Source organism: Agrobacterium sp. 22-214-1, from assembly GCF_053522465.1.
The window spans coordinates 505,672-523,415 of sequence record NZ_JBNWCK010000002.1 but is presented as its reverse complement, the minus strand read 5'-3'; the positions used below and the strand labels follow the sequence as shown (position 1 = coordinate 523,415).

Sequence of the window (17,744 nt, the reverse complement as noted above, 5' to 3'; positions counted from 1 at the left end):
TCTTAAAAGTCGTCATAGGGTTAATCGATATAATCCCGATGCGTCCGTTGACCCCGTTCGGCAAATCGAGTTCTATCCAGCACCTTTCGCCGGGCGGCGATTGGGGAAGCCGGAGGAGACCCATGCAGCTTGTAAAAACCGTCGCCGAATTGCGGGATGCCACCGCCGCCTTTCGCCGTGCGGGCAAAACCATCGGCTTCGTGCCGACCATGGGCTTTCTCCATATCGGCCATCTGACGCTCGTTGCCCAATCCAAGGCGGAAAACGACGTGACGGTGGTTTCGATCTTCGTCAACCCGCTGCAATTCGGTGCGAATGAGGATCTGGCCCGTTACCCCCGCGATCTCGCCCGCGACAGCGCATTGCTGGAAGAGGCGGGTATCGATATTCTTTTCGCGCCAGAAGTCTCCGCGATGTATCCGCGCCCGATGCAGACCGTGGTGGATGTGCCCGAACTGGGAAGCCAGTTGGAAGGCGCGGTGCGGCCGGGGCATTTCGCCGGTGTTGCGACCGTCGTGACCAAGCTTTTTAACCTCGTCCAGTCGGATGCGGCCTATTTCGGTGAGAAGGATTATCAGCAGGTAACGCTGATCCGCCGCATGGTCGAGGACCTTGCCCAGCCGGTCAGGGTCGTTCCCGTCGCCACCGTGCGTGAGGCGGATGGGCTGGCCTGCTCCTCGCGGAACGTCTATCTGAGCCACGCGGAACGCGCCGCCGCCGTGATCGTGCCGCGCGCGCTGGACGAAGCGGAACGGCTTTATGGTGAAGGCTTCGACGACCCCGCCGCATTCGAGGCGGCCATAGAAAAATTCATCGCCGCCGAGCCGCTGGCATCACCGGAAGTCGTCGCGGTGCGCGATCCCGATACGCTCGCCCCCGTTGCTTCATTGCAGGCGGGGCCTGTGCTGGTGGCGCTGTTCGTGCGCCTCGGCAGCACGAGGCTCCTCGACAACCGCGTCATCGGGCGCGACAGGATCAATCAACGGGAGGCGGCCGAATGAGCGCCCATGGAAAACACAAGCGGCTGACAACGGCTTCCATCCGGCAGATGAAGGGCGAGGCGCGCATCGTCTGCCTGACCGCCTATACCACGCCGATTGCCCGCCTGCTCGATCCGCATTGCGATCTGCTCCTGGTCGGCGATTCCCTCGGCATGGTGCTTTACGGCATGGACACGACGGTCGGCGTCACGCTGGATATGATGATCGCCCATGGCCGCGCCGTCATGCGCGGCGTCGAACATGCCTGCGTCATCGTCGATCTTCCCTTCGGTACCTATCAGGAATCGAAGGAACAGGCGTTCCGCAATGCCGTGCGGCTGATGCAGGAAACCGGCTGCGACGGCGTGAAGCTGGAAGGCGGCGAGGAAATGGCGGAGACCATCGCCTTTCTGGTGGCGCGCGGCATTCCGGTATTCGGCCATGTCGGGCTGATGCCGCAGCTGGTGCACACCGCCGGCGGCTTCCGTTCGCTCGGGCATTCGGATGCGGAAACGCAAAAAATCTGGCGCGATGCGATTGCGGTGGATCAGGCGGGCGCCTTCGCCATCGTCGTGGAAGGCACCGTCGAACCGCTTGCCCGCGAACTGACCGACAAACTCGCCGCGCCCACGGTTGGCATCGGCGCATCGCCGGCCTGCGACGGGCAGGTGCTGGTTTCCGACGACATGCTTGGCCTTTTCACCGATTTCAAACCGAAATTCGTCAAGCGTTTCGCCGATCTGGGCCCGGCGGTCTCGGAAGCAGCGGCCGCTTATGCCGATGAGGTTCGCTCGGGGGCGTTTCCGGGGCCGGAGCATACGTTTCAGGCACGCCGGCAATCGCCTTCGGGCAAGTAATGAAGGCGCGCAGCGAGCGGGCGCGCTCGTGACCGACACCTTCACCTTTGTCATGCTCGGGCATGTCCCGAGCATCTGCTGCCTAACGATTTTATGCGACGCTGGCAGATCCTCGGCACAAGGCCGAGGATGACGTCGAGATAGAGGCAAGGTGTGTAGTCAGCCTCGGCTTCCCCCTATTCCAGCGACACCGAATTTACACAATCCCGCCGCTGCCACCAACCGAAGCCGGGCGCTTCGCCGCAACATGGCTGCGATAGCCGCTCGCACGATAAGTCACGACTGGATCGATAGCTCCGCCCGCCAATTGCCGCGCTTGGGCAAGAATCGGTTCCACATCGGTGCGATAGGCCCGCTTCAGAGTATCGGAAGCCATCAGCGCATCATTGTCCTGCTGGTAGCCGTCGAGGGCCGCACGATCCACCAGCAGCGCCTGCGCATAGGCGCGGCGGATTTCGTTGGCGCTGGAGATCAGGCTTTCGATCGGGTCCGTCACATTGTGCGACTGGTCGATCATATGGGCGGGATGGAAACCCTTCACGCCGCGATGTTCGGCATCCACCAGCTCGTTGAAGACGAGGAAGAGGCGGTAGGGCTCGATCGAGCCGGCATCGAGATCATCGTCGCCATATTTGCTGTCATTGAAATGGAAACCGCCGAGCTTGCCGAACTGGATGAGCCGGGCGACGATCATCTCGATATTGGTGTTCGGCGCATGGTGGCCGAGGTCGACGAGGCAGAAGGCCTTTTCGCCGAGTGTATTGGCGATGAGGTAATTGGTGCCCCAGTCCTGCACGACGGTCGAATAGAAGGCCGGCTCGTACATCTTGTGTTCGGAAAAGATGCGCCAGTCATCCGGCAGCGCCTTGTAGATATCCGCCATGGCGGCGAGATAGCGCTCGAAGCTTCTGGTGAAATTGCTCTGGCCGGGAAAGTTCGAGCCATCGCCCACCCACACCGTCAGTGCCTTCGAGCCGATGGCATTGCCGATCTCAATACACTCTATGTTGTGCTCGACTGCCTGCCGGCGCGTGGCGGCATCCGTGTGGCTGAGCGAACCGTATTTGTAGGAATGGCTCTGGCCGGGCGCATCCGAAAACGTGTTGGAATTCATGGCGTCGAAGCCGAGACCCAGCGCATCGGCATGGGCTTTCAATCGCTTCGGGTCTTCCTTATCCCACGGAATATGCAGGGAAACATTGGGCGTCGCCCGTGTCAGCTGGTTGATGACGGCGCAATCATCCAGCTTGTCGAAAATGCCGCGCGGCTCGCCCGTGCCGGGAAAACGGGCAAAACGGGTGCCGCCGGTGCCAACGCCCCAGGAGGGCACGGCGACGAAAAATTCCGCGACCTTGACCGTAACGGCCTCGATATCGACATTGCGGCGCGCAAGCTGGTTGCCCAGCGCCTGATAATCATCCTTCAGCACCGCGGCGCGTTTGTCGTTTTCGGCCGCGATCACATCGGCGGCGATTTTCGTCTCGGTCATTTTTTCCTCCCGGGCAATGAACACAACAGGTGCTTCGGCCCGCGACGCCACCACCCCGTCATTCCGGCCTTGAGCCGGAATCCAGCCAGCCCAAGTCTTTGGGCTGAGAAAACTCTCTCGCCGCGCAGACGCGCGGCTGCTGGATTCCGGCTCAAGGCCGGAATGACGGAGGTGGGACTTTCGCCACTTCTCAAAGCATCGTGTCTTTTTATATGTCGGTATCCACCGACACCCTACCGCGTAAAACTCTGCGCATTACCGGCATCGACATTGATGATGTTGCCGGTCGACTTGGCGGAGGCGTCGGACGCCAGGAAGTAGATCGCCTCGGCGATATCTTCCGGGAAGACATTAAGCTTCAGCATCGAGCGCTTGCGGTAATGTTCCTCCAGATCGGTCACCTCGATCTTGGACGACGCCGCTCGCTGCTCCCGCCACTCGCCATTCCAGATTTTGGAACCGCGCAGCACGGCGTCGGGATTGACGGTGTTGACGCGAATGCCGGCTTCCGCGCCTTCGAGCGCGAGGCAACGGGCCAGATGAATTTCCGCAGCTTTCGCCGTGCAATAGGCGGATGCATTGGGCGAGGAAGCGAGACCGTTTTTCGAGGCGACGAACACCACGTTGCCGCCGAGATTCTGACGCCGCAGCAGCCGGAACGCTTCGCGCGAAACGAGGAAATAGCCGGTGGCGAGAATGTCGATATTCTTGTTCCACATGGCAAGCGTCGTTTCTTCCACCGGCGCGGAGGAAGCGATGCCAGCATTGGAGACGAGGATATCCACGCCGCCGAATTCGACGCTCGCTTCCGCGAAGGCCGCGATGACGGCATCCTCTTTCGTGACATCCAGTTTCACGCTGCGCACTGCATCCGTGCTGTAGCGTTTGACGAAATCGCCCTTGGCGGCTTCCAGCGCCGCTTCGTCAATATCAGCCAGCACAACGCAGGCGCCCTCGCCCGCCAGCCTTTCCGCCGTCGCCCGGCCGATACCGCCAGCACCGCCGGTGACGAAGGCCACCCGGCCGGCAAGGCTCTTCGGCTTCGGCATGCGTTGAAGCTTTGCCTCTTCCAGCAGCCAATATTCGATATCGAAGGCCTCCTGCTCCGGCAGGCCCTGATATTCGGACACGGTAGAAGCACCACGCATGACGTTGATGGCGTTGACATAAAATTCGCCGGCGATGCGGGCGGTGGCCTTGTCCTTGGCGAAGGACAACATGCCAACGCCGGGGATCAGGAAAATCACCGGATTCGGATCGCGCATCTTCGGCGAATTGTCGTGGCGGCAGGCCTCGTAGTAGCGGGTATAATCGGCGCGGTAAGCTTCAAGCGCCTTGTCGAGACCCGCCGTCAGCGCGTCCACATCCGGGTTCGCCGTATCGAGATCGAGGATCAGCGGGCGGATTTTCGTGCGCAGGAAGTGATCCGGGCAGGACGTGCCGAGCGCGCCGAGCGGCTTCAGATCCTTGGAGTTGACGAATTCCAGAACCGCATCCTGATCGTCGAAATGGCCGAGCTTCCGCTCCTCACGGCCGATGCGGCCACGGATTTCTGGCATCAACCGGGCGGCGATGGCGCGGCGTTCGGCAAGGGGCAGGCTCTTCGCCACCGCGCCACCGAAAATCGTCTTGCCTTCGGTCTTGGCCGCAAACCATTCGATGGCCTTGTTGATGATGGCGAGCGTCAGTTCGTAACACGCCTTGGCGTCATTATCCCATGTGAAGAGACCATGGCTTTCCAGCACGACGCCCTTGGCCTTCGGGTTGGCCTTGACGAAAGCTTCGAGATCGAGACCCAGCTGGAAACCGGGGCGACGCCAGGGCAGCCAACCGATATCATCGCCGAAAATCTGCTGCGTCAGCTCTTTCGAATTCTTCGAGGCGGCAATGGCGATGATCGCGTCCGGATGCATATGGTCGACATGATCGTAAGGCACGAAACCGTGCAGCGGCGTATCGATGGAAGCCGCGCGCGGATTGAGGTTGAAGGTGCAATGCGGCAGGAAACCGACCATGCGGTCCTCATCCTCCACACCCTTGTAAATGCCCTTCAGCGCTTCCAGCTTGTCGAGATAAAGCGTTGCAAAACCATCAAGCTTGATAGTGCCGACATCGCCGCCGGAGCCCTTCACCCACATGACGCGGACCTTCTCGCCCGTCAGCGGATCGGTCTCAAGCACCTTTGCGGATGTGTTGCCGCCGCCATAATTGGTGATGCGCTTGTCGGCACCGAGCAGATTGGAGCGATAAAGCAGCTTGCCCGGCTCATCGAGCGTTCTGGCATAGGCATCGTCCCAACGGCTTTCGAGAAGGCGGGATTTTCCCGTCATGTCTTCCTCCCAATATCTGTCTGCATTCGCGGAGCCGATACCGGCCCGCCTCCTTTGATGGCAGATATCGCGCATCCAAAAGCATAATGTCAATCAAAAACGATCACAAATTTTCATGTTGCAGCGCGATATTGATTAATTTGATCGTTCTTGATTGACAACGTAAAGAGATTGCGAATAATCACGATCAGGAGGACCCCATGCACGAACGCGAACGCCATCGCATCATCTTGAGCGCCACACAGGAAAAAGCTGTCGTGACGGTGCAGGATATTGCTGAACTGACGGATGCGTCGGAAGCGACGATCCGCCGGGATATCGCCTCGCTGCATGTTCAGGGCAAGTTGCGCCGCGTGCGCGGCGGGGCGGAAGCGGTGCATCCGCCGCAGCTCGGCAATCTGGCCGCCCGGCCGTTCCGGGTGTCCGAATCGGTCAATATCGACAAGAAACGCGCAATTGCGCGCAAGGCGGTTGATCTCTGCAATGATGGCGACGCGATCATCCTGAATGGCGGCACGACGACTTTCCAGATGGTGCATTACATGGCGGCGCGCCGCCTGCAGGTCATGACCAATTCTTTCGCCATCGCCGAGCATCTGGTCAAGCATTCCAAATGCAATGTCAGCGTGCCGGGCGGCGCGATCTATCGCGACCAGAGCCTTATCCTGTCGCCTTTCGAGAACGATGCGATCCGCAATTTTTATGCGCGGCGGATTTTTCTCGGTGCGCAGGGCGTGGGCGCACTCGGCATCATGGAATCCGACGCGCTGGTTATTCAGAGCGAGCAGAAGCTGATGCGACAGGCGGAAGAGCTGATCGTGATGGTCGATTCTTCGAAATTCAGAAAACGTTCCAGCCTCATTTTATGTCCGCTCGAGAATGTCTCGACCATCATCACCGATGACGGGATTTCGGACGAAGCGGCAAGGATGGTGGAAGATGCCGGCGTCGAATTGCTGGTCGTCGGCGCGGTGAGGGATGGCAAGACAGCCGCCCCACCGGATGAAGAGGATTCTTCTTCGGTCGCCTGAGGAGCACCGGGGGGAGGAAAACGTTCAAAACGGGAGGAAAAGGGACATGAAACTTACACGCAGAACATTGACGAGCGCTCTGGCGCTTGGCGCAGCGCTCTCCGTCGCAGGGCTGGGCAGCGTCGCCCAGGCCGCCGACGTGAAAATCGCATTGGTGGTCAAATCGCTCGGCAACGGCTTTTTCGAAGCCGCCAACAAGGGCGCGCAGGAGGCCGCAAAGGACCTCGGCGGCGTCGAGATCATCTATACCGGCCCGACCAGCACCACGGCCGAAGGCCAGATCGAAGTCATCAATTCGCTGATCGCGCAGGGCGTCGACGCCATCGCCATTTCCGCCAATGACCCCGATGCCGTGGTTCCGGCGCTGAAAAAGGCGGCCCAGCGCGGCATCAAGGTCATCTCCTGGGATTCCGGTGTTGCGCCGGAAGGCCGCATTCTCCAGCTCAACCCCTCGTCCAACGCGCTGATCGGCAAGATGTGCCTGCAGCTCGCCGCGTCGCATCTGGAAGGCGGCAAGGGCGATTTCGCCATTCTTTCGGCCACCACCACCTCCACGAACCAGAATATCTGGATCGACGAGATGAAAAAGCAGCTGAAGGATTTCCCCGGCCTCAACCTTGTCACCACGGTCTACGGCGACGACCTTGCCGACAAGAGCTACCGCGAAGCGCAGGGCCTGCTCTCCTCGCAGCCGAATGTGAAGGTCATCGTCGCGCCAACAACGGTTGGCGTTCTCGCCGCCTCGCAGGCGGTGAAGGATGCGGGCAAGATCGGTCAGGTCTATGTGACGGGCCTTGGCCTGCCGTCCGAAATGGCCGGCGCCATCAAGTCGGGCGCCACCAAGGAATTCGCCATCTGGAACCCGATCGACCTCGGCTACTCCGCCACCCAGATCGCCTATCGCCTCGTGAAGGGCGAAACCGATGGCAAGCCGGGCTCGGAAATCGAGGCAGGCCGCATGGGCAAGATCAAGGTTGGCGAAAACAGCGAAGCGGCGATGGCCGATCCGTTTGTTTATGATGCGAAGAATATCGATCAGTTCTCGAAGATTTTCTGATCTTGATAATATCCGGCGGTGCGGAGGTTACCCCCCTCTGCCCTGCCGGGCATCTCCCCCTCAAGGGGGGAGATCGACTCGCGGATAAGTCTCGCCCATCTAAACATTCGCGAATGAAGTGGTGGTAGCGCCTCCTGCCGATCTCCCCCCTTGAGGGGGAGATGCCCGGCAGGGCAGAGGGGGGTGCCCCTCGCCGCTTCACTCAAAACCGACCGGTAAGACGGAATGATGCGTGCTGAAACCCAAACCATTGACATCCCAGCGACTTCCAGAGCCACGCCCATTCTCGAAATGCGCGGCATCAGCCAGATATTCCCCGGCGTCAAAGCGCTGGATGGCGTCGATATCGCGCTTTATCCCGGCAAGGTCACCGCGCTGATCGGTGAAAACGGCGCGGGAAAATCCACGCTTGTCAAAATCCTCACCGGCATTTACCGCCCGAATGAGGGCGAAATCCTTCTCGATGGTCAGCCCGTCCATTTTCACAGCGCACAGGACGCCATCGATGCCGGCGTCACCGCCATTCATCAGGAAACCGTGCTGTTCGACGAGCTCTCCGTCGGCGAAAACATCTTCCTAGGCCATGCGCCAAAAGGCCGTTTCGGTCTGATCGACTGGAAGACCATCAACACGCGCGCCAGAACCCTGCTGGAACAACTGGAAAGCACCATCGATCCGACGATCCGGCTGAAGGACCTGTCCATTGCCCAGCGCCATCTCGTCGCCATCGCCCGCGCGCTGTCGGTCGAGGCGCGCATCGTCATCATGGACGAGCCGACCGCCGCCCTTTCTCGCAAGGAAATCGATGATCTCTTCCGCATCGTCGAGAACCTGAAGCGGCAGGGAAAGGCGATCCTCTTCATCAGCCACAAGTTCGACGAGGTCTATGAGATCGCCGAGAACTACGCCGTGTTCCGCGACGGCAGGATGGTTGGAGCGGGCAATCTCGCCGCCACGCCGCAGGACGAAATCGTGCGGCTGATGGTTGGCCGCGACGTGACGAACGCCTTTCCCAAGCAGGCCGTCACCCTTGGTCCGACGGTTCTTTCGGTGCGCGATTATTCGCATCAAACGGAATTCCGCGATATTTCGCTCGAACTGCGCAAGGGCGAAATTCTCGGCCTTTACGGGCTGATCGGCGCCGGCCGCTCCGAACTCTGCCAGTCGCTGTTCGGCATTACCCGGCCGGCTTCAGGGAAGGTATCGCTGGAAGGCCAGCCGCTTTCCATCCGCTCGCCGGAAGACGCGATCCGCGCCGGCATCGTTTATGTGCCGGAGGAGCGCGGCCGCCACGGGCTGGCGCTCGACATGCCGATCTACCAGAACATGTCGCTGCCATCGCTCACGCGCACCTCGCGCAAGGGATTTCTGGCCGCCGCTAATGAATTCGCGCTCGCGCGCAAATATGCCTCGCGGCTCGATCTGCGCGCCGCCGCCCTTTCCGTGCCGGTCGGTACGCTTTCAGGCGGCAACCAGCAGAAGGTGGTGATCGGCAAGTGGCTCGCCACCCAGCCCAAGGTCATCATTCTCGATGAACCGACCAAGGGCATCGATATCGGCTCCAAGGCCGCCGTGCACGGTTTCATCAGCGAGCTTGCCGCCGAGGGGCTTTCCATCATCATGATTTCATCCGAACTTCCCGAAATCCTCGGCATGTCCGACCGCGCCATCGTGATGCGCGAAGGCCTGATGGCGGGCCAGTTCGAACGCGCCGATTTTTCTCCGGAAAAGCTGGTGCGCGCCGCCACCGGCAATGCCTGAGAGGGGCAAAACCATGCAACGTCTACTCAAAAATCGCGAATGGCTGCTGGCGGGCATCATCGTCATCATGATCGCCGGTTTTGCGCTGCGCGCGCCCGGTTTCAGCCGGCCCGGCAATCTCGTCAATATCTTCAACGATACCTCCATCCTCATCATTCTGGCGCTTGGCCAGATGGCGGTCATTCTCACCAAATCCATCGATCTTTCGGTTGCCGCCAATCTCGCCTTCACCGGCATGGCGGTGGCGATGACCAATGCCGCCTTTCCGGGTATTCCTCTGCCGCTTCTCATCGTCATGGCGGTCGGCATCGGCGCATTTCTCGGCTCGCTCAACGGCGTGCTGGTCTGGTGGCTCGGCATTCCGCCGATCGTCGTCACGCTCGGCACGCTCACCATCTATCGCGGCATGGCCTTCGTGCTGTCCGGTGGCGGCTGGGTGAATGCGCACCAGCTTTCCCCCACCTTCCTCAACGTGCCGCGCACCATGATCCTCGGTATGCCCGTACTTTCATGGGTGGCGGTCCTCATCATCGCCGGTGCGTGGCTGGTGCTCAGCCGCACCTCCTTCGGCCGCTCCGCCTATGCGTCAGGCGGTAATCCGAGTGCCGCCGTCTATGCGGGCATCGATGTCGGCCGCACGCGCTTCTTCGCCTTCGTGCTGTCAGGCGCTCTGGCCGGTCTCGCCAGCTATCTCTGGGTATCGCGTTATGCGGTTGCCTATGTCGACATCGCCGCCGGTTTCGAGCTGGACAGCGTGGCGGCGAATGTGATCGGCGGCATCTCGATTGCCGGCGGCATCGGCTCGGTGGCGGGTGCGGTGCTCGGCGCACTGTTCCTCGGCGTCATCAAGAACGCCCTGCCCGTCATCGGCATTTCGCCCTTCGCGCAGATGGCGATTTCCGGCGTGGTGATCGTGCTTGCCGTCGTCTTTAATGCCCGTGCCGAAGCCAGAAAAGGCCGTATCATCCTGCGTGACCGGGCCGCAGCCGATCAGGCCAGGGAGGCCGCAGCATGAGCACGACGCCTCAACCAGCGCAGAATCCGCGCATCATTCCAGACAAGCTCGGCACGCCGATACGCCGCATCATGGCCAGTTGGGAAGTGCTGCTGCTTGGCGTTGCGATCCTGATCTTCATCGCCAATTCGCTCGCTTCGCCCTATTTCCTCAATGCCTGGAACCTCTCCGACGCAACCTTCAACTTCACCGAAAAGGCGATCATCGCCTTCGCCATGGCGCTGCTGATCATTGCCGGTGAAATCGATCTATCCGTCGCCGCCATCATTGCGCTTGCCTCCACCGCCATGGGTGCGGCAGTGCAGATGGGCGTCGGCACGCCCGGCCTCGTCGCCATCGGCATCGGGACCGGGCTTTTATGCGGGGCTTTCAACGGCTTTCTGGTTGCAGGGCTTAAGCTGCCGTCCATCGTCGTCACCATCGGAACGATGAGCCTGTTTCGCGGCATTTCCTACATGGTGCTGGGTGATCAGGCCTATGGCAAATATCCCGCAGATTTTGCCTATTTCGGTCAGGGTTACGTTTTCTGGGTGATTTCTTTCGAATTCGTGCTGTTCATCGCCATGGCCATCCTCTTCGCCATTCTGCTGCACGCCACCAATTTCGGCCGGCAGGTCTATGTGATCGGCAACAACCCCTTCGCCGCCCGTTTCTCCGGCATACCCGTCGAGCGGGTGAAGTTCATCCTGTTCCTGCTCACCGGCCTGATGAGCGGCATTGCCGCCGTCTGCCTCACCTCGCGGCTAGGCTCCACGCGCCCGTCCATCGCCCAAGGGTGGGAGCTTGAGGTGGTGACCATGGTGGTGCTCGGCGGTGTCTCCATCCTCGGCGGCTCCGGCACCATTGCCGGTGTCGTCATCGCCGCCTTCGTCATGGGCCTTGTCACCTTTGGTCTCGGGCTGCTGAACGTGCCTGGTATCGTCATGTCGATCTTCGTCGGCCTGCTTTTGATCGTCACCATCGCCATCCCCATCGTCGTCCGCCGCCTTCGGGCCATGAGAGGTTGAGCCATGCCGGAACTTGAAAAACACGCCTTCAAGATGAAACTCTTTGCCGGAAAAGAGGCCGAATATAAAAAGCGCCATGACGAGATATGGCCCGAACTGGTGGCGCTGCTGCATGATGCGGGTGTGAGCGATTACTCCATTCATCTCGACCCGGAAACCAACATCCTGTTCGGCGTGCTGACGCGCCCGAAGAACCACGGCATGGCGGCCTTGCCCGACCATCCCGTGATGAAGAAGTGGTGGGCGCATATGGCCGATATCATGGAGAGCAATGCCGATAATTCGCCGGTCGCAAAAGATCTGGTGACGGTGTTCCATCTGCCATGAGCGAGAGCATCAAACCGGGCCGCGTTGCGGTCATCGATATCGGCAAGACCAATGCCAAGGTCGTCGTCATCGACACCGGCAGCGGCGAAGAGATTGTCGGCGAGAAACAGGCGAACCCCGTCCTTCGCGATGGGATGTATCCGCATTACGATGTGGAAATGCTCTGGCGCTTCATTCTCTCCGCGCTTCAGCATTTCGGCCAGAAGCCCGGTTTCGATGCGATTTCCATCACCACCCATGGCGCTTCGGCAGCACTTCTCAATGGGAACGGCGATCTCGCCATGCCGGTGCTCGATTATGAACACGGCTATCCCGCAGCCATTGAAGAAGCCTATCGCGGCATCAGGCCCGATTTTGCCGAGACCGGCTCACCGCAGCTTCCCGTCGGGCTGAACCTTGGCGCGCAAATCCATTTCCAGAAAACGGCCTTTCCTGATGATTTCTCCAGAGTGCGCAGCATCGTCACCTATGCGCAATATTGGGCGGGACGGCTGACGGGCATTCAGTCCACGGAAACGACCTCGCTCGGCTGCCATACGGATCTCTGGAATCCACGCCGGAGAAGTTTCTCCTCGCTCGTCGCGCGTCTCGGTATCGAGCAGTTGATGGCGCCGGTTCGCTCCGCTTTCGATGTGCTGGGAACAATCCGCCCGTCGCTGGCCGTCGAAACTGGACTGTCTCCCGATATGCCGGTCTATTGTGGCATCCACGATTCCAACGCGTCGCTCCTGCCGCATCTTCTGCGCCGGGACGGTGATTTTTCGGTTGTCTCCACCGGCACCTGGGTGGTGAATTTCGCCATCGGCGGCGCGGCGGGTTCGCTCGATCCCACCCGTGACGCACTCCTGAATGTCGATGCTTTCGGCCGTCCCGTTCCCTCGTCCCGCTTCATGGGCGGCAGGGAGTACGAAATGCTGGCGCAGCAATTCGGCGCTGTGGAAGACGAAGCGATGGACGCGGCTCTCGGCGGCGTGATTGCCAGGGGCATGATGCTGCTGCCGAGCGTCGTCAGCGGCTCCGGCCCCTTTCCGGACAAGGCGGTGCGCTGGATTGGCGATGAAAATGCTACGGCCGCGGAACGGCACGCAGCGGCGTCGCTTTATCTCGCCCTGATGACGGAATGCAGCCTCTCGCTCATCGGGCGGAAAGGTCCGATCCTTGTGGAAGGCCCCTTCGCCAGCAACACCCTTTATCTGAAGGCGCTGGCCGGCTTTGCAGAGACCGAAGTAACGGCGGTCGAAGGGTCCACGGGCACCAGCGCCGGTGCGGCTCTGCTCACCGGCATCAAGCCGCTTGCCGGTCGCGAGCGCCATTTCACGCCGCACGATATTCCCGGTCTCGCTTCTTACCGCAATGCCTGGCGAGGCCACATGGCTTGATGCGAAACGCAAAATGCGGCCGAACGCTCGGCCGCATTGCGATTTTGCAGAAGGATCAGCCCTTGATGAAGGCCAGAAGATCGGCGTTCAGCACATCGGCATTCACGGTCAACATGCCGTGTGAGAAGCCGGGATAGGTCTTCAGCGTGCCATTTTTCAACAGCTTCACCGATTTCAGCGCAGAGTCGGCAATCGGCACGATCTGGTCGTCTTCACCATGCAGCACCAGCGTCGGAACGCTGATATTCTTCAGGTCCTGGGTCTGGTCGGTTTCCGAGAAGGCCTTGATGCCGTCGTAATGAGCCTTTGCGCCGCCCATCATGCCCTGCCGCCACCAGTTCTGGATAACGCCTTCATGAACGGTCGCACCATCGCGGTTGAAGCCATAGAAGGGACCGGCTGGGACATCGCGGAAGAACTGCGCACGGTTTGCGGCGAGCGACGAGCGGAAGCCGTCAAAAACCTCCATCGGCAGGCCTTCCGGATTGGCCTCGGTCTTGAGCATCAGCGGCGGCACGGCGGAAACGAGAACCGCCTTGGCGACACGGCCGGCGGGTTCGCCATGTTTTGCGACATAACGGGCGACTTCGCCGCCACCGGTGGAATGGCCGATATGGACGGCATTCTTCAGATCGAGGGCCTCAACGACGGCAAAGGCGTCGGCGGCGTAGTGATCCATGTCATGACCGTCGGCAACCTGGGCGGAACGGCCATGGCCACGGCGGTCATGGGCGACGACGCGAAAACCCTTGGAAACGAAGAACAGCATCTGCGCATCCCAGTCATCGGAGCTAAGCGGCCAGCCATGGTGGAACATGATCGGCTGGGCATCTTTCGGGCCCCAGTCCTTGTAGAAGATTTCGGTTCCGTCTGTCGTCTTAACAAAGCCCATGATCGTTACTCCTTCGGTTGCGTTGGCATCTCCGGCGCAGCCTGTTGTGCGCCGGTGTGATGGAGGGATGATGACGCAGTATAACGGTTGCAACAATTGCAACAATAATTGGGAATGAATTGCTGTTTATGAAATTATCTTCTCGACCCGCATACCATTGCGGCACACGTGTCAACCCGCTCCGCGCCCTCATGCAAATGTGAGAACGGGGATGAGCGGCGGACGGTTCCGTGAATTCGGCGCTGCCTCAGTCCACTTCGGGATCGTATTCCCTCGGGCTCTCGTCCTTGGAGAACAGGACACAGGGCCCGCGTGAACCGCGCGGATCATAGGCATATCCCTTGGCGGTCAGCGCCTGCATGATATCGCGAACCCCGGCGAGACCGTAAAGATGGTCATGCAGCTCCACGAATATCCGCTCCACGCCGGTCAGATCGGCCCTGCCGAGCAGATCGCGTTCAGCACCCTCGATATCCATCACGAGCGCAGTGATGCCCCGGCTGGCGATAAATTCATCGATATTGGCGGAGGAAATTTCGATGCGTTTTTCATAGGGCCCCTGATTTTCGTCCATGGACGACATCCAGAGATCCCTGCGGACATAAAAAGGATAGGAGCTCGGCTCATCGGCGGTAAGAAGCCCCTGTGAAAACACGACATTGCCACGGCAATTGGCCTTGATCACCCGCTCGGCCAGCGCCGCGGTGGAGGGGTTGGCCTCGAAAGCCCAGACGGAAACGTCCTCGATGCCGGCAATGATCGAGGTGATGATCCCGATACCGGAGCCCAGTTCCAGCACCCGATCGCCGGGCTTGATAGCTTTCAGGACGCTGCGGGCCTCTTTCGCCTCATAGCTGCCGTCGGTCAGCGCCTGCCAGATGACCGGCGACACCTCATCGGAAGAGAGGGGAAGGGCAACTCCATGCACGTCCAGTATTTCCATGTCTCAAGCCTTTTCGCAAAACCCGGCCGCTTTGTCTCAACAATCCCATATCGACCGGGAATGCTCTACAGCATCGTTGCGGCAACCGGTATCGGTTTTCGCAAGCAACACTATGACGTGGTAAAAATTCAAGATACGGCAGGCACCAAAACAGGCGCGTCTCAGACGGAACTCCAGGCCACAAGCTCCTTGGCCGGCAACGGTCTGCTGATCAGATATCCCTGAACCTGATCGCAGCCGAGACGCCTGACGCATTCATATTGCTCTTCCGTCTCGATACCTTCCGCAATCGTCGTCATCCGCAGACTGCGGCCGACGCCGACCACGAATTCCACGATCGCCAGCGCGTCGCGGTCGCTGGTGATATCGCGCAGGAACGAGCGGTCGATCTTGATCTTGTCGAAGGGCACGCCGCGCAAATTGGCGAGCGATGAATAACCTGTCCCGAAATCATCCATGGCGATCTGAATGCCGACGGCCTTCAGGCGCGACAGCGTGTTGATCGTCTGATCGCTCTTGTTGAGCAGGATCGATTCGGTGATTTCAAGCTCGAGCCGGCTGGGTTCCAGCCCGCTTTTCTCAAGCGCGCCCATGACGTTCTGGATGAGGTTGGTACTGTGGAACTGAACCGGCGACAGATTGACCGCCACCTTCATGTCCTCGTCCCAGCCCATCGCCTCGCGGCAGGCGGTCTCCATCACCCATTTTCCGAGCGAATGGATGAGACCGGTTCTTTCCGCAACGGGAATGAACACGCTGGGCGGCACATCGCCCCGCACCGGATGTTTCCAACGCAGCAGCGCCTCGAAGCCGCAGAGCTTACGTGTCTGCGTGGCCACCTGCGGCTGGTAATAGACTTCCATCTCGTCGTTCTGCAACGCGGTCTGCAGGTCGGCCTCGAAGGACTTTTTCTCGGTCAGCTGCTTCTGCATGCGGACCTTGAAAACGCTCGCCCGGCCGGGGCCGATGGCTTTCGCCTCATAAAGCGCCAGATCCGCCCGCTTGAACAATTCATCCGCATCGACGGCGCCGTGCGATATGGCGATGCCGATGCAGGTGCCGATTTTGACCTCCTGCTCACCCAGCTGGTAGGTGCGGCTGATCTGGTCGATGAGCTTGGTGGCAAGACGGCGGGCGGCATCCTCGTTCAGATCGTCCGAGACGACCGCGAATTCGTCGCCGCCCAGACGGCAGACCATGTCATAATCGCCGCCGATCGCCGAAAGGCGCTGCGCCACGGCCTGAAGCAGCGCATCGCCGGCATCGTGGCCGAGCGTGTCGTTGACGTCCTTGAACCCGTCGAGATCGAGCAGGAGGATGGCTGTCGTTCCGGTCCCGCCGAAGGATCGGCGCAACCTCTCGATCAGTTCCTGCCGGAACAGCGCGCGGTTCGGCAGCCCCGTCAGCGCGTCGTGATAGGCGTCGTGTTCGAGCCGAACATTCTTCGCCTGCAATTCCAGCGTTGCGGCACGCAGATCGTCCGTCAGGCCGCGCATGCTTTTCTGCGCTCGGTTCAGGAGGTCGTTCTGGCGAAGCAGCAATATGACAAGCGCGATACCGCACAGGATCAGGCCGCCCGCCAGCGCGGTATAAACGATATGCAGCTTGCGCACATCCTCATGGGCCGTATCGATCAGATTGACGTCATAAGCGACGGAAGACGAGGCAAGCGTCGTCATCGGCGCGTCGAGCGCGCTCATCGTCGCCAGCAGATCCGGAACCTCGGCCGGATCGAGGTTGTTCACCTGCTGCTCCAGACGGGCCAGAACGGCGTCGAGGCGGGTTACGAGATCCCGCCACTGCTGTTTTTCATTGATGAAAGCCCCAAGATTGCCCTGCTTCAAAAGCTCAAGACGGCTCAGCATGATATCCAGGCGCAGTTGCAGCTCATCCCGGTCGATCTTGCCGGGATTGAGCGCGAACACGGCCAGCTTGTTCTGGAGGCGCAGATATTCGGCTACGGTCTGGCTGACGGCCCAGGAATCATTGTAGCGGGCAAATTTCTGCAGAGCGGTCTGCCGCTCGGCAATGACGAAAGCGATATAGCCCGTTGCCAGGACGAAGCAACAGATGATCACCGCCACAAGTTTTCGCAAACGGCACCTTTATTCCACTATCAGTTTGGCAACTTGCCATGCGGACCGCGAATAGTAGGTCTGCTTCTGCAACTCCGGATCGCTGTCATAGGGATAGATGACGAACAACGGCCCTTTTTCGCGAACTGTCATGTAATTGCCATCCAGCTTGATCGCCAGAATAACGTTAAATTTCTTAAAATCTTCAATCGGTATCGTGCTGACATAATCGTTGAGAGCGACTGCCGTGACGCTGGTGCCCTTTGCGCCGACGACATCCATCAATTTTGCCAGCGAAACACCATCGAAACGGACGCGGCCATCATGCCAGGGCGTTGTCGTCTCCACCGTCACCATGCCGAGCGCTTCCAGCATGTCACGATCAAATACCGCGGCACCCTCGCCATTCGTATTGGCGATGTTTCCGGATATGGTTAATATCGGTTTTCCTTGCGGTTTGGCAATTTCGCCGGCTTCGGCACAGGAAAGCCACGCGAGCGACAAGAACGCACTGAGAAGTACCCGGGCGAAACTCATACTTTTTCTCCATCGATAACGTTCAGGTCGAGGGTTTTCACCAACCTTTGAAGGTCAAGGGAAC

At 60.1% G+C, this 17,744-nt stretch carries 15 protein-coding genes; 9 read left to right on the top strand and 6 right to left on the bottom strand.

What is annotated here, in order from left to right; all coding sequences use genetic code 11:
* Positions 1 to 122: 122 nt before the first annotated feature.
* Together panC and panB are read left to right on the top strand one after the other, a co-directional pair.
* Positions 123 to 1,001: a pantoate--beta-alanine ligase gene (panC, locus tag ACQZ5G_RS12205; RefSeq protein ID WP_448738181.1), complete on the top strand. Its 879-nt coding sequence runs from the start codon at positions 123 to 125 to the stop codon at positions 999 to 1,001.
* Entirely contained in the window at positions 998 to 1,837 is an 840-nt protein-coding gene (panB, locus tag ACQZ5G_RS12200; protein WP_448738182.1) for a 3-methyl-2-oxobutanoate hydroxymethyltransferase, read from the top strand. Before panC ends, panB begins: the two co-directional genes overlap by 4 nt.
* 196 nt (positions 1,838 to 2,033) lie before the next feature.
* Here panB and rhaI read toward each other — a convergent pair whose 3' ends face one another.
* Both rhaI and ACQZ5G_RS12190 read right to left on the bottom strand, forming a co-directional pair.
* A complete protein-coding gene (gene rhaI / locus ACQZ5G_RS12195; RefSeq protein ID WP_448738183.1) occupies positions 2,034 to 3,326 on the bottom strand; it encodes an L-rhamnose catabolism isomerase in 1,293 nt (430 codons plus the stop codon).
* Positions 3,327 to 3,559: 233 nt separating this feature from the next.
* Positions 3,560 to 5,656, bottom strand: a complete 2,097-nt coding sequence (locus ACQZ5G_RS12190; protein ID WP_448738184.1) for a bifunctional rhamnulose-1-phosphate aldolase/short-chain dehydrogenase — start codon at positions 5,654 to 5,656, stop codon at positions 3,560 to 3,562.
* Positions 5,657 to 5,856: 200 nt separating this feature from the next.
* Between ACQZ5G_RS12190 and ACQZ5G_RS12185 the strand changes: the two genes are divergently transcribed.
* The 7 genes from ACQZ5G_RS12185 (at position 5,857) to ACQZ5G_RS12155 (ending at position 13,233) form a co-directional block, all read left to right on the top strand.
* Complete coding sequence (locus ACQZ5G_RS12185) at positions 5,857 to 6,687, top strand: DeoR/GlpR family DNA-binding transcription regulator (protein ID WP_003522575.1); 831 nt, start codon at positions 5,857 to 5,859, stop codon at positions 6,685 to 6,687.
* A gap of 46 nt (positions 6,688 to 6,733) precedes the next feature.
* A complete protein-coding gene (gene rhaS, locus ACQZ5G_RS12180; protein WP_142780569.1) occupies positions 6,734 to 7,744 on the top strand; it encodes a rhamnose ABC transporter substrate-binding protein in 1,011 nt (336 codons plus the stop codon).
* Between the two features lie 225 nt (positions 7,745 to 7,969).
* A complete protein-coding gene (locus tag ACQZ5G_RS12175) occupies positions 7,970 to 9,505 on the top strand; it encodes a sugar ABC transporter ATP-binding protein (protein ID WP_448738185.1) in 1,536 nt (511 codons plus the stop codon).
* A 13-nt stretch (positions 9,506 to 9,518) separates the two neighbouring features.
* On the top strand, positions 9,519 to 10,520 hold the full coding sequence (locus ACQZ5G_RS12170) for an ABC transporter permease (RefSeq protein ID WP_448738186.1): 1,002 nt from the start codon (positions 9,519 to 9,521) through the stop codon (positions 10,518 to 10,520).
* Positions 10,517 to 11,527, top strand: a complete 1,011-nt coding sequence (locus ACQZ5G_RS12165; protein ID WP_448738187.1) for an ABC transporter permease — start codon at positions 10,517 to 10,519, stop codon at positions 11,525 to 11,527. Before ACQZ5G_RS12170 ends, ACQZ5G_RS12165 begins: the two co-directional genes overlap by 4 nt.
* A 3-nt stretch (positions 11,528 to 11,530) precedes the next feature.
* Entirely contained in the window at positions 11,531 to 11,854 is a 324-nt protein-coding gene (gene rhaM, locus ACQZ5G_RS12160) for an L-rhamnose mutarotase (protein WP_448738188.1), read from the top strand.
* Complete coding sequence (locus ACQZ5G_RS12155; protein WP_448738189.1) at positions 11,851 to 13,233, top strand: FGGY-family carbohydrate kinase; 1,383 nt, start codon at positions 11,851 to 11,853, stop codon at positions 13,231 to 13,233. The genes rhaM and ACQZ5G_RS12155 overlap by 4 nt, the downstream gene beginning before the upstream one ends.
* A 55-nt stretch (positions 13,234 to 13,288) precedes the next feature.
* Here the strand turns inward: ACQZ5G_RS12155 and ACQZ5G_RS12150 are convergent, their stop codons facing one another.
* The 4 genes from ACQZ5G_RS12150 to ACQZ5G_RS12135 all read right to left on the bottom strand — a co-directional run bounded on the left by ACQZ5G_RS12150 (position 13,289) and on the right by ACQZ5G_RS12135 (position 17,680).
* Complete coding sequence (locus ACQZ5G_RS12150) at positions 13,289 to 14,125, bottom strand: alpha/beta fold hydrolase (protein WP_448738190.1); 837 nt, start codon at positions 14,123 to 14,125, stop codon at positions 13,289 to 13,291.
* 247 nt (positions 14,126 to 14,372) lie between these two features.
* Positions 14,373 to 15,068 carry an FkbM family methyltransferase gene (locus tag ACQZ5G_RS12145; RefSeq protein ID WP_003522567.1) on the bottom strand — a complete coding sequence of 232 codons (696 nt, stop codon included), beginning with the start codon at positions 15,066 to 15,068 and terminating at the stop codon, positions 14,373 to 14,375.
* 161 nt (positions 15,069 to 15,229) lie between these two features.
* Positions 15,230 to 17,152 (bottom strand): putative bifunctional diguanylate cyclase/phosphodiesterase, encoded by a 1,923-nt coding sequence (locus tag ACQZ5G_RS12140; RefSeq protein WP_003522566.1) that lies wholly within the window; start codon positions 17,150 to 17,152, stop codon positions 15,230 to 15,232.
* Positions 17,153 to 17,173: 21 nt separating this feature from the next.
* Entirely contained in the window at positions 17,174 to 17,680 is a 507-nt protein-coding gene (locus ACQZ5G_RS12135; protein ID WP_003522565.1) for a putative pterin-binding protein, read from the bottom strand.
* Positions 17,681 to 17,744: the final 64 nt, after the last annotated feature.

Coding starts and splice junctions, on each gene's coding strand:
- rhaI (WP_448738183.1), bottom strand. CDS start 3,326: ATGACCGAGACGAAAATCGCCGCCGATGTGATCGCGGCCGAAAACGAC.
- rhaS (WP_142780569.1), top strand. CDS start 6,734: ATGAAACTTACACGCAGAACATTGACGAGCGCTCTGGCGCTTGGCGCA.
- ACQZ5G_RS12185 (WP_003522575.1), top strand. CDS start 5,857: ATGCACGAACGCGAACGCCATCGCATCATCTTGAGCGCCACACAGGAA.
- ACQZ5G_RS12135 (WP_003522565.1), bottom strand. CDS start 17,680: ATGAGTTTCGCCCGGGTACTTCTCAGTGCGTTCTTGTCGCTCGCGTGG.
- ACQZ5G_RS12155 (WP_448738189.1), top strand. CDS start 11,851: ATGAGCGAGAGCATCAAACCGGGCCGCGTTGCGGTCATCGATATCGGC.
- panB (WP_448738182.1), top strand. CDS start 998: ATGAGCGCCCATGGAAAACACAAGCGGCTGACAACGGCTTCCATCCGG.
- ACQZ5G_RS12165 (WP_448738187.1), top strand. CDS start 10,517: ATGAGCACGACGCCTCAACCAGCGCAGAATCCGCGCATCATTCCAGAC.
- ACQZ5G_RS12175 (WP_448738185.1), top strand. CDS start 7,970: ATGATGCGTGCTGAAACCCAAACCATTGACATCCCAGCGACTTCCAGA.
- ACQZ5G_RS12190 (WP_448738184.1), bottom strand. CDS start 5,656: ATGACGGGAAAATCCCGCCTTCTCGAAAGCCGTTGGGACGATGCCTAT.
- ACQZ5G_RS12145 (WP_003522567.1), bottom strand. CDS start 15,068: ATGGAAATACTGGACGTGCATGGAGTTGCCCTTCCCCTCTCTTCCGAT.
- panC (WP_448738181.1), top strand. CDS start 123: ATGCAGCTTGTAAAAACCGTCGCCGAATTGCGGGATGCCACCGCCGCC.
- ACQZ5G_RS12150 (WP_448738190.1), bottom strand. CDS start 14,125: ATGGGCTTTGTTAAGACGACAGACGGAACCGAAATCTTCTACAAGGAC.
- ACQZ5G_RS12170 (WP_448738186.1), top strand. CDS start 9,519: ATGCAACGTCTACTCAAAAATCGCGAATGGCTGCTGGCGGGCATCATC.
- rhaM (WP_448738188.1), top strand. CDS start 11,531: ATGCCGGAACTTGAAAAACACGCCTTCAAGATGAAACTCTTTGCCGGA.